At 61.3% G+C, this 230-nt stretch carries 1 protein-coding gene; it reads left to right on the top strand.

Going from position 1 to position 230, the window contains the following annotated elements; all coding sequences use genetic code 11:
- On the top strand, window positions 1-221 hold a 221-nt coding region (locus KVT28_RS27410), incomplete at its 5' end, for an SPOR domain-containing protein (protein ID WP_217551512.1).
- Between the last annotated feature and the right edge of the window lie 9 nt (window positions 222-230).

Below are 230 nucleotides of genomic sequence, written 5' to 3'. Positions count from 1 at the left end.
TGGGCGGTGGGTCGGAAGAAGAGAGCCTGAACGCCTGGGCGAGAAAGCAGAGCCTGAGCGGTTATCACGTGTATAAAACCGCGCGAAACGGCGAACCTTGGTATGTGTTGGTGAGCGGCGCCTACGCCACGCCAGCCGATGCGAAACGCGCCGTGGTATCGCTGCCAGCGGCAGTACCTGCGGCCAATCCGTGGGTAACACCCCTTAGCCAGGTGAAGTAAGGAAGCCAG

Origin of the sequence: Pantoea sp. GbtcB22, assembly GCF_019091025.1 — a bacterium.
Taxonomy (GTDB): domain Bacteria; phylum Pseudomonadota; class Gammaproteobacteria; order Enterobacterales; family Enterobacteriaceae; genus Pantoea; species Pantoea leporis.
This window is presented reverse-complemented; position numbering and strand designations above follow the sequence as displayed.